The following is a 10,004-nucleotide window of genomic DNA, read 5'->3' as shown; positions in this document are numbered from 1 at the left end:
CGTTTAGGGACTATCTTAGGCTCGAAAGTACCGTTTCGGTCACGACCGCTCTCCAGTTCAAAATGTCCGGCCTGAAGGCTCCGTACCGTCTTTTTTGTCTTCCCGTTTTTACGATTAATCTCCCCGGAAGCTTTACTTTCCTGTAGATGATGATCCAGCTCACCTTCAAGCATACTTTCCAGAAGGTGTTTCAACATCGGAGCGAAAACTCCGTCGGTACCGCCCATTTTCTTGCCTTCGTAAAGGCCTCTCATTGCTTCCTCTTTGAAGCGTTCAAAGTCAAATTCCTCTTTTTCCATTTGCTGTGTCTAATATAAATATTCTTTATTTGACACAGTTTAATTTACACCCTCCTTATATTCAACATTATATGTGTACTCTCAAGGGATCCGTATCTAACAATTATTGCGTGCTTCTTTTTGGGGTTTGTCAAAGTCTTTGCACTCGGTGAGATATATCTGGAATGGCTAAAAATATGGAGCAAAAAAATGCTCGCAACACGACTGTATCCATTCTTATACTTTATGGCTCTTGGTGGATCATATTTTTCAACATGGGTAACAAGTTATTTTGCATATAAGTACAATTGGCAATATGCCTACATAATAATCTTTATTTCGATTTTACTCAGTATAATTTTGGCTTTATTTCTTTTTAAGAACACAAAATTGAAAAAACGGATTCCATTGTACCAAATGGATATACCGGGTGTAATGCTTATAGGTACAACGATGATGCTTATTAATTATATTGTGGTCTATGGTAAAGTAGAAGACTGGTTTTCATCAAACAAAATTATCCTTGCTTCATGGGTAGCCGTACTGACTTTTTTGTTATTTATAAAGCGAGAACTTCATGTTAAACGACCTGCGTTCAACTTAAATCTTTTAAAGAAAAAAAATCTGCCAATAGGCCTTCTATACTTTTTTCTAATGGGCGTGTTTATCCCAAGTACCTTTCAATCTTCTTTTACCGGAGGTGTATTAGGTTATGAGTCTATTACAAGTGCAGATCTGAACCTTTACTTGATTCCTGGAGTAATTATCGGGGGGATAATTAGCTATATATGGTTCTATAAAAACTTCAGTGGTCATATTTTGATGACCTTTGGATTTGCTTTATTGGTAGCCTATCATATTTTTATGTATTATGGTTTTTCAAGTGACTTTACGAAAGAAGATTTTTTGATACCATTAATCTTTAAAGGCGCAGGGCAGGCTATTCTATTTACTTCAATTGGATGGTATACAACGAGCAATTTCCCTTTTCCTTTAGTGCTAAAAGCAGTTGCAATGGTAATACTATTCCGATCGTTTCTCTCAGGTGCTGTCTTTTCAGGAATATATGGTTATTTGTTATATGCAGGGAAAATCAAGCATTTGGAACGATTAGTCTATGATACAGGAAACCCAACATTAGTTGAAGGCCAGACAATGCAGCAGCTTCAAAAGAGTTTACAGATTCAGTCAACATTGACTGCCAGCAAAGAGTTAACTGGGTATATTATAATTTTTGGTATCGTTCTAATTTCAATCCTGTTACTTGTATACACTTACAAGAGAGTCCAGTCAATGCTAGAATAGTTAAAAAATTCCTAATGTCTATTATTCTTATCTTATACCAAAAAGGTGATCCTATTCTAAAATAGATCATCTTTTTGTTGAATGATATTTTATTGAAGCGAGCATTAAATTTACTAGCTCTTGGCTATTAGCCACTTTTTAGTTGTTGCTGTAAGTTCAGACAAGATTCTTTCATTTAGTATCTCTCGCTCTTGTCCATTTTCTAATAAAGTAAAATTGAGCGCAATTAAACCATGTAATGTGCTCCAACATCTATAAAATTCAATTAGTATTTCGTCATCAGACTTTATTCCAGTGACTAATGAATTTTTTAAAGCATTTAGCATAGTGGTCTTTGGAAGATCTTTTTCTTTGACAGAAACAGGGATTGAACAAGGCATCATGGTAAGTCCAAACATTAGTTTGTAATACTCACTTTGATCAACTGCAAATTTCCAGTATGCAAATATTGCTTTCTTAAAAATTTCGCAGGGTTCATTAATTTTCTTTAATGCATGTTTTAGATGTTTATCCAAACGGATAAACCCAATTCTTGTAATTTCCATTAGTATTTCATCTTTATTCTTGAAGTATAGATAAATTGCAGGTGGTGAATAGCTTATTACATCGGCAACTTTTCTTATACTTACATTTTGCCAACCTTCAGCTTTACCAATCATTAAAGCAGTATTAATGATGCTATTGCGAAGTTTTTCCTGATGTCTGACTTTTCTTTCGATGATACCCATTTTATTTTAGTATTTTGATTATGGAACGGCTAGTCTGTTAATGCGTTTATTTTTCATTTTGTTCGTCCATTTTTTTAGTTAAACTTTCGTTCAAAGAATCTAAAAATTTTGTTCTTTTTATTTTTCTATTGCGTATTTCAAAAAAAGTATGATATATATCTCCAAGATCAATATTGAATAATTGTTCTAAAGATTTTGCCAAAATTTTAATATCTATATTACCACTGTCAACAACACCATGGGCATGAAGGGCATAAATCAATTCTGTCAATGCTGTTTTACTACCCGTCCAATTAAGATTTTTTGATATTGTAGTTTTAAATGCTCTCTTAGAAGTATAAAGTTGATCTTCTATATAAATTTGAATCAAGTCATTTGCTATGATTTTCGAAATTTTAAAATCGTGAGAAGTTGAAAAATTCTGATCCGATTCAAAATAATAAGTATCCAGACTCAACTTAATATCGTGATTACCGCGTACGAAATACTTATGATCTAAGTAAGTGCTATTAGTGCGGTAGTATTTATAAAACTCCAGATTATTATCAAAAAACCTTTTCAGTTTGTTCAATTCATTATCCAGATATTTTTTAATTATCTTATCACCACCATAAGGACGTTTAGCTTCAATTTTATAAATTCCATTATAATAAATAAGCTTAGATACAACAAGAGGCTTCATTCTTTTAAAAAATTCTATTTCCTCTTCTAAACTTAAAAATCCTTTCTGTAAAACAAATTCTTTTATCTCTCTTAATTTGGCTAAGGTTATATTAATTACAGTTTCATAAAATACAACTGTATTACCAAGTTCTGAGTTTAGTTCACTAATATTATTATCTAAATCCTGTACTAACTCATGGAAATATTTGTTCATGCACATCGTTTTGGTGTAGTTTGATCATAAAATCTAAAATGAATAAAGTCAGTTCTTTAATAAGTATTTCCCCCTTTTTTTTAATATTGGTAAATTATAGAGAGAATAATCTTTACTATTTTTCTTAAGCTTAAGTTTGCCCATCCACTTCTTTCATAAAGTATAGATGCATGAATATTTTTAAAAATATTTTCATAATATATGATTTTCGTTAAGTAGCTCTTTTTCTCTCATTATCTAAAATTTAAATTGTCGTTAGTCTTTACTCCATTTTGTTGATAAAAATGGAAATAAAGCATCTCAATTCCCATCTACAACTGACTAAAAATAGGATAATTCAATCTGATTTTATAAAATGATAAGTTACAGTGATTGAGCGCAGATATATCAAATAATATTGATTTTTTATAAGTTATAGCTTCACCAATAAGGTAGTAAGTCTATTTATGAATGGCATTTCTACTTATTATTATATTGACGATAATAGATACCGCAAAAAACTAAACCAAACCCCGCTAACAGCGCTCCTGCTAAAGCGGGATAGTTATAATTAAGATCATTTTTTATCACTAATCCGCCAATGAAAGCGCCTAAAAAGTTTGCCATATTTAAGGCTGTCTGAACCAGAGCAGCTCCCATAGCAGGAGAAGTTCCTTCTGATTGCATCATCATAATTACCAATGGACCAGCAACAGACATTGAAAAGAGGCCAGCTAAAAAAGTAAGTATAACAGAAACATATTGAAAATCAGAAAATAAAAAAACACTTAGCAACGAAAGTAATGATAATGAAAGTAATGTAAATGTTGCCTTCAGTGGTTTTAGTTTATCAGTTACATAACCGCCAAGAACATTTCCAAAAAACATACCAACACCCGCAACAGCCATGATCCAAGAAATATCACTTAAAAAAAAACCTGAAATATTTGTCATAAGTGGGGCTATATAACTAATCCAAGCAAATAAACCGCTAAACCCCAGCGTCGTAATAATAATTAGTAGCCACAATTTTTTACTTTTAAATATGGAGTACAGTTTAACATCCCTACTTTCGTCATCTAACTTAACAGATGGAAGGAAAATAAAAATCAATATTAATGTCAATAGAGAAATAAAACTCACCAGAAAGAAAGAATATTGCCAATTAAATTGAACGCTCAAATATGTACTTAAAGGTACCATTAAGATATTTGATATAGTTAATCCCGAAAATATCAGTGAAATACTCCGTGCCTTTTGGTCTTTTGGCGCCATTTTTGAAACCACAGCAGACGCTATTCCAAAAAATGCACCATGTGGTAAACCACTAAAAAACCGAGTCGTTAGCATTAAAACATAATTTGTTGAAAATGCACTACATAAATTAAAAATAAATATTAAAGCCGTCAATAATAATAACATCTTTTTAGGAGCAATTCTTTTTGCTTGTGTTACAATAAGTGGAGCTCCAACCATAACACCAATTGCATAGGATGAAATTAAATAACCAGCCGAGGGGATAGAAATTTCTAAGGAAGATGATATTAAAGGAAGCAAACCCATTACCATAAATTCCGTAGTTCCCAGAGCCATCCCGCCAAGGGCTAGAGGAAAGATTATCGTATTTATATTATTTTTCATAACTGTAATTTTTTAATGAAACATAAGAAATAGCGTTCTAAACAAGTATTTAAATCGTTAATTATGAGGTAATCACAAACGTAAGCACATGTATTGTAAATAATTGCTAACAATTGTAAATCAAATAATTGCAAGTAGAATCTAAAAAATATTAGAACGCCATTTAAATAAAATCTATATGTTAGTTTCTATTTTTGGTGGAATTAATTTATAAAGAACAGGAGTTATTATACGAGATAGTATTGTCGAACTGACTAATCCACCAATTAACACAATTGCCAATGGGGCAATTTGAGGATTGGGGTTCATTGCAAGAGGAATTAAACCACATATTGCTGTTATGGAAGTTAAAACCACTGGTAAAAATCTTGTTTCACTTGCAATATTAATTGCTTCATCTAAAGCGTAACCTTCTGCTCTCAACTGATTAGTAAAGTCCACTACAAGTAAAGAATTTTTCACTTGTATTCCAGATAATCCAATAAAACCAATTATTGCAACTAAAGACATTGGATCACCTACTAACAATAGACTAATGACACCTCCCAATATGCCTAAAGGTATTATAGAAAGAACAATAATAATCCCTTTAAATGTTTTAAATTGTAGCAGCAATACTGCAACAAAAAGAAAGTTACTCAAAAGTATTATTGAAAGAAAATTTCCGCCTAATGTATCACCTTCCGATTCAACCTCTCCAGCGAGTTTATAATAATAACCTGGAGGCATCTTTAATTTGTCTAATTTTGGAATAACTTCTTTTAATATATCATTAGCTAAAACACCTTTTTTAGTAAGCGAAGTGACTTTAGCAAATCGCGACTTATTAAAATGATTAATAGCAGTGGGAGAGGTTTCGAAAGATACTTCGGCAATTTGGCTTACAAGTACCGGAAGCCCCTGAATATTATTTACATATAAATTATTCAAAACGTCTAAACTAGAGAACTTATTTCTAGGGAGTGTAATCACCACATTTCTTGCATCACCACGATTATCAATATAATCACCAACAGTTAAACCTGCTATCGCCATTCTAATCACTTTATCAACATCACTAGTTAATACCCCAAGAGTCCTCGCTTTATCTTTGTTTATATTAATTTTAACATCAGATTTATAAACATTAAGCTCATTATTTATATATACAGTCCCCCTGTTTTGACGTAAAATATTCTCGACTTCAAATGATAGATTTCTTAAAACAGATGGATCTTCACCAAATATTCTAACTACAACGTTTGCTTCTAAAGCAGTTCCTTGCTCAAAATCTTTTACTTCAATTTTCGCATAAGGAAACTCTTTAAATTTGGTTCTAAGTTTTTCTATCAGCTTGCCTTTAGCAATTGGATCAGCTTCATCATCAAGTTGAACAAATATTTGCGCAAAATCTGGTTTTACATCCTGTTGATGAACATTATAGTATATTTGAGGATTTCCTTTCCCTACATTACTTGTATAATAGACTATCTCAGGGTGATTTTTAAGCTCTTCTTCAACAATTTTTGTGACTCTATCACTCTCTAGTATATTAGCTTGTAAAGGCATTTTTACATTAATTAAGAACATGGGTTTTTCTGAAGTAGGAAACAGTTTAAATCCAGTTTGCGTAAATAAGAAAAAGGCAAAAAAACTGAGTACAATTGATATACCAATAGTAACTTTCGGCCACTTTAAGGCCCACGGCATTATATCTTTATAACAGAAGGTTAGGAACTTCTGGAGATTTTTTAAAAAAAAGTTACCTCCAGAATGAGTGTGTGTTTTTAACATTTTACTACCCAAAAATGGAACAAGTGTTAAAGCCACAACCATAGATGCTAATACGCTAGTAATAATAGCCATTGGTAAGCTACGTATAAATTCACCGGCGACATCGGGAAGAAATGCTAAAGGTAAAAAAGCAATAATCATAGTAGCAGTACATCCAATAACAGCCGCACCTATTTGTTTTGTACCTTTTAAAACTGCTTCAGCACGAGTATGACCTTCTCTTAACCACCGCTCTATATTTTCAACCACAACAATACTATCATCTACCAGTAAACCTAATGCAACGACTAGGCCAACTATACTTAACTGATTAAGAGAGAATCCTAGTAAATTAAGCGCAATTAGCCCAAGTGCTAATGAAAGTGGAATAGATATCATTACTATTAAAGACGCTCGAAAACCTAATGGCAAAAGAGTTACAACAACTAGGATAATTGCTAGACCAAAATCAAATCCAAGGTGTCCTAGTCTTTGCGAAACCATATTTGCTTGGTCAAATGTTTTAACCATTTTAATATTTTCAGGTAATTCCTTGGTAAACTCATCTAAAACTGGTAGATATTCTTCTTGGACTTTCATTATATTTACATCATCCTTCATGGCTGCTGTAACTAGAACACTACGATGCCCATTTAATCTCGTAATATGAGTTACAACTTCATCTGCATATTCCGATGATGTTGACCCCATTCCGGGCATACTGCCCCCCCTGATTTTGGTTCAAGGGTTATCATTACCAATGACCTGACAATATTACCTTTTTTTTCTTAGACTTTCTCCTTTAAGTTCAATCCTGTGAGACACATGGACAATTCTATCTAGTATTGCATCGGCAATAGTATCCTCACCGATTATATCATACCAACTTGCCACGGGTAATTGACTTGCTATGATGGTAGCCTTTCTGCCATGTCTGTCCTCAAAGATCTCCATGAGATCCAACCGTTGCTGTTGTTCCAGTCGCACAATACCGAAGTCATCCAGGATGAGAAGGTCCGTTTTGGCTAGTCTGTCCATAAGTTTTTGTAGGCTTCCTTCCAATCTTGCCATTTTTGAACGTTGCAATAGCTTCTGCAGATTGTAATAAGCCACTCTTTTTCCCTGTGCACAAGCCTTCAATCCGAAAGCGGAGGCCATAAAAGATTTTCCACAGCCAGCTGCCCCTGTGATAATGATTGGTTCGGCTTTCTCCATATAACCCCCAGTTGCAAGATCGGTAATAAGCGAGTGGTCAATACCTCGAGTGGCATCCATATTGATTTCTTCAATAGAGGCCTGATAGCGGAATGCAGCATTCTTTTTCAACCTGTCATAGCGTTTACTCTCACGATCATCGACTTCAGACTGCAAAAGCATCTCCAGCCCTTGCTCAAAGTTCAGTGTGCCATGTTGGCGTGTTTCTTTCATCGCTCTCCAATGTTGCTCCATGCCATTCAGACGAAGCATTTTTAGGTGTTTTTCAATGTTCATTTTATATCTATTTTATCATTTAATGGTTCTGTTAACTATAATAACCTGCACCTCTGATGTTGTTATGATGAGGCATTGGCATTTCATTTTCTTGAGGTTCATTCCATCCCGCCATACCGCTGGCCAGCATATTTCCAACCGATTTAGAACTGAACATGCTGTTTTCTACAGCCATGTTGCAGGCCTTATCGAACATGGCTGCGGAGTAAGTACGTTGCAAACGAAACAGCCCATCACAGGTACGGTAGAGCTGCTCGGGGTAACGTCCCTTTTGATTGAATATCGCTATGATAAGCTGCTCGAATGAATGGGATATCTCAGAAGCTTTCTTGCGATATTTTTCAGGACTAATATCCATGTATTCACGATGACTGGACTCTAGATGTTCTGGGTTGGTGGTATATGAGTTTGGACGCAGGCTACGCTGATGTACAGCTACCTGATTGCCTTGCACAAAGATGTAGACCATACGATCAGTGTATACGACCTGCGCTTTTTTCCTGCGGTAGATATGCGGTACACTATAAGAGTGACGGTCGCGGCCCAAGTAAATATGGCCGTTGTCAGCCACTTTAAGCTCGGTATAGTGCTTCAGCTCAAAGCGGCTCGCAGGAAGTTTGCCCAATAGATGCTTTTCACTGCTGATAAAGCGTTCCTGACGGCAGTAACTGCGGTTTTGCATTCGTGTCTGGTTGAGCTTGTCTATGCACGAGGTGATGGCTTCATTGAGCGATTCTAGGTCAAAGAACCTACGGTTGCGTAATCGTGCGAATACCTGTGTGTAGACGATTTTGACATGGTTCTCAACAGCACTTTTGTCCCTTGGCTTTCCTGCCCGAGCAGGAACCACAACGGTATCGTAGTGATTGGCCAGATCTTCCATACTTCTGTTGATATCAGGTTCATAACGATCGCTCTTGGTTACAGCCGACTTTAGATTATCCGGTACCAGTGCCTTGGGAACTCCGCCCAGGAACCACAGGCAATCGTTCAGCGCTCCAATAAAATCAGGGATTGTTTGGCTACGCACAGCTTTTGCATAACAGTAATTGGAATAAGGAAGACAGGCGACAAATACCTCGCAATTAATAAGTTCACCTGTCTCAATATCAATATAATGCAACTTCTTGCCGGAGAAGTCGATATAGAGCTTGTCTGCAGCTTCATGTTGCATTACCATGGTTCCTGAACGGGAAGAAACACTTAGCTGTGAAAAGTGATAACAGAACTGAGAGTAACCATACCCCTGGGCATAAGATACTTTGTATTCTTCCCAAAGCAGTTTACGCGTTACGCCAACTCTTTTAAGTTCTTTCTCCAGATGTGGCAAACGCTCTTTGAGATCCTCGAACCTAGGGTCACGATAGGCCGGATTACCTGAATGCAGCAGACCTTCCAGCACGGGATCTTCCACAGCCAGAAGGTCGGTCATGTTTAACTTTGCCTCACCTATCTTAAAGAGATAGGACTTTACGGTATTCTTACTTATACTAAGGCTGCGCGCTATGGCTTTTATAGCATAGCCTTGCTGGTGCAGCCTGATCATCTGTTTTATCTGACTCATGGGTCTGGTTTTTCCGGCCATTGGGTAATATCATTTTCCCAAAAGTAAAACCAAAATCAGAACCCAGTGTCACTTCGCATTAGAATGCCTCCACTAGTTCGCATCAGAATGCCCCCACTAATTTCACAAAAAAAACCATTATTCTATTCATTATTATTTTCATAATTTTCTTGATCTTCTGACTTTTTGGGTCTTCCCCTTTTTGATTTTTCCTTAGGGTCGTCTTCAAACATTCCGTTCAGTTCCAGGAGGTTCTTTATACGGTAACTGTTTCCATTTAGTTTGACGATTGTGGCATGGTGCACTATGCGGTCTATTATCGCCGATGCGATTACTTTGTCCCCGAAAAGTGTCCCCCAGTCTTCAAAGTTCCTATTTGTGGTAATGAT

At 35.5% G+C, this 10,004-nt stretch carries 9 protein-coding genes; 1 reads left to right on the top strand and 8 read right to left on the bottom strand.

The features are described from left to right. Nucleotides 1-299, bottom strand: a 299-nt coding sequence (locus IQ31_RS26905; RefSeq protein WP_208734387.1) for a transposase, incomplete at its 3' end; no start/stop codon positions are given. A 369-nt stretch (nt 300-668) separates the two neighbouring features. On the opposite strand from IQ31_RS26905, the gene IQ31_RS26900 reads away from it, so the two are divergent. Beyond that, the gene (locus IQ31_RS26900) at nt 669-1,583 is read left to right on the top strand and encodes a hypothetical protein (RefSeq protein WP_145331424.1); all 915 of its coding nucleotides are present in this window, start codon (nt 669-671) and stop codon (nt 1,581-1,583) included. 113 nt (nt 1,584-1,696) lie between these two features. Here IQ31_RS26900 and IQ31_RS26895 read toward each other — a convergent pair whose 3' ends face one another. The 7 genes from IQ31_RS26895 to IQ31_RS27780 all read right to left on the bottom strand — a co-directional run. Further along, on the bottom strand, nt 1,697-2,311 hold the full coding sequence (locus IQ31_RS26895; RefSeq protein ID WP_145331422.1) for a TetR/AcrR family transcriptional regulator: 615 nt from the start codon (nt 2,309-2,311) through the stop codon (nt 1,697-1,699). Nucleotides 2,312-2,357: 46 nt separating this feature from the next. Then, nucleotides 2,358-3,188 (bottom strand): RteC domain-containing protein, encoded by an 831-nt coding sequence (locus IQ31_RS26890; RefSeq protein ID WP_145331420.1) that lies wholly within the window; start codon nt 3,186-3,188, stop codon nt 2,358-2,360. Between the two features lie 459 nt (nt 3,189-3,647). Next, nucleotides 3,648-4,808, bottom strand: coding sequence for an MFS transporter (locus IQ31_RS26885; protein ID WP_145331418.1), 1,161 nt, complete (start codon nt 4,806-4,808; stop codon nt 3,648-3,650). 174 nt (nt 4,809-4,982) lie between these two features. Next, a complete protein-coding gene (locus IQ31_RS26880) occupies nt 4,983-7,271 on the bottom strand; it encodes an efflux RND transporter permease subunit (RefSeq protein WP_208734396.1) in 2,289 nt (762 codons plus the stop codon). A gap of 63 nt (nt 7,272-7,334) precedes the next feature. Continuing rightward, entirely contained in the window at nt 7,335-8,051 is a 717-nt protein-coding gene (gene istB, locus IQ31_RS26875; RefSeq protein ID WP_145331416.1) for an IS21-like element helper ATPase IstB, read from the bottom strand. A gap of 31 nt (nt 8,052-8,082) precedes the next feature. Next, nucleotides 8,083-9,615 carry an IS21 family transposase gene (istA, locus tag IQ31_RS26870; protein ID WP_232475725.1) on the bottom strand — a complete coding sequence of 511 codons (1,533 nt, stop codon included), beginning with the start codon at nt 9,613-9,615 and terminating at the stop codon, nt 8,083-8,085. A gap of 143 nt (nt 9,616-9,758) precedes the next feature. Then, nucleotides 9,759-10,004: ATP-binding protein (locus tag IQ31_RS27780; RefSeq protein WP_208734178.1), on the bottom strand; the 246-nt coding region annotated here is incomplete at its 5' end.

The sequence above is a fragment of the Sphingobacterium siyangense genome, assembly GCF_007830445.1.
Classification (GTDB): Bacteria; Bacteroidota; Bacteroidia; order Sphingobacteriales; family Sphingobacteriaceae; genus Sphingobacterium; species Sphingobacterium siyangense.
The sequence above is the reverse complement of the archived record's forward strand: the minus strand, read 5'-3'. Positions and strand labels throughout refer to the sequence as shown.

Bases quoted from the DNA above. Each gene is read 5' to 3' on its own strand.
- IQ31_RS26890 (WP_145331420.1), bottom strand. From the start codon at position 3,188: ATGAACAAATATTTCCATGAGTTAGTACAGGATTTAGATAATAATATT.
- IQ31_RS26880 (WP_208734396.1), bottom strand. From the start codon at position 7,271: ATGGGGTCAACATCATCGGAATATGCAGATGAAGTTGTAACTCATATT.
- IQ31_RS26885 (WP_145331418.1), bottom strand. From the start codon at position 4,808: ATGAAAAATAATATAAATACGATAATCTTTCCTCTAGCCCTTGGCGGG.
- istA (WP_232475725.1), bottom strand. From the start codon at position 9,615: ATGAGTCAGATAAAACAGATGATCAGGCTGCACCAGCAAGGCTATGCT.
- IQ31_RS26895 (WP_145331422.1), bottom strand. From the start codon at position 2,311: ATGGGTATCATCGAAAGAAAAGTCAGACATCAGGAAAAACTTCGCAAT.
- istB (WP_145331416.1), bottom strand. From the start codon at position 8,051: ATGAACATTGAAAAACACCTAAAAATGCTTCGTCTGAATGGCATGGAG.